Origin of the sequence: Mesorhizobium sp. M4B.F.Ca.ET.203.01.1.1 (genome assembly GCF_004791025.1) — a bacterium.
Classification (GTDB): Bacteria; Pseudomonadota; Alphaproteobacteria; order Rhizobiales; family Rhizobiaceae; genus Mesorhizobium; species Mesorhizobium abyssinicae.
This window is the reverse complement of the sequence record NZ_SRUO01000175.1, coordinates 1-325: the sequence shown is the minus strand read 5'-3', so window position 1 is coordinate 325 and position 325 is coordinate 1. Positions and strand designations below refer to the sequence as shown.

Here is a 325-nt window from a genome sequence, read left to right as displayed (position 1 = left end):
ACCGGCGGCGTCGGCAGTGCGGCCCACGGTATCGGTCAGCTCATGCATCGAGGCGGCGGTCTCCTCCAGATTGGCGGCCTGCTGTTCAGTACGCTGCGACAGGTCATGGTGACCGGCAACGATCTCGCCGACACCGGCATCGAGGCTGGAGGCTGCCTGCTGGATGCGGGTGACGATGTGGCCCAGCTGCGCGACGGTGGCGTTGGCATCGTCGCGCATGCGCGCGAACACCCCCTGCAGTTCTCCTTCCATGCGCACGCTCAGATCGCCACGGGCCAGTGCGGCCAGCAGCACCTGCAGATCGCCGAGATTGCTTTCGAAGGTG

Annotated in this window: 1 pseudogene; it reads right to left on the bottom strand. The window is 66.8% G+C overall.

The window, feature by feature from the left end:
* Positions 1–325, bottom strand: a pseudogene (locus EN846_RS34180) (methyl-accepting chemotaxis protein); the annotation flags it as partial.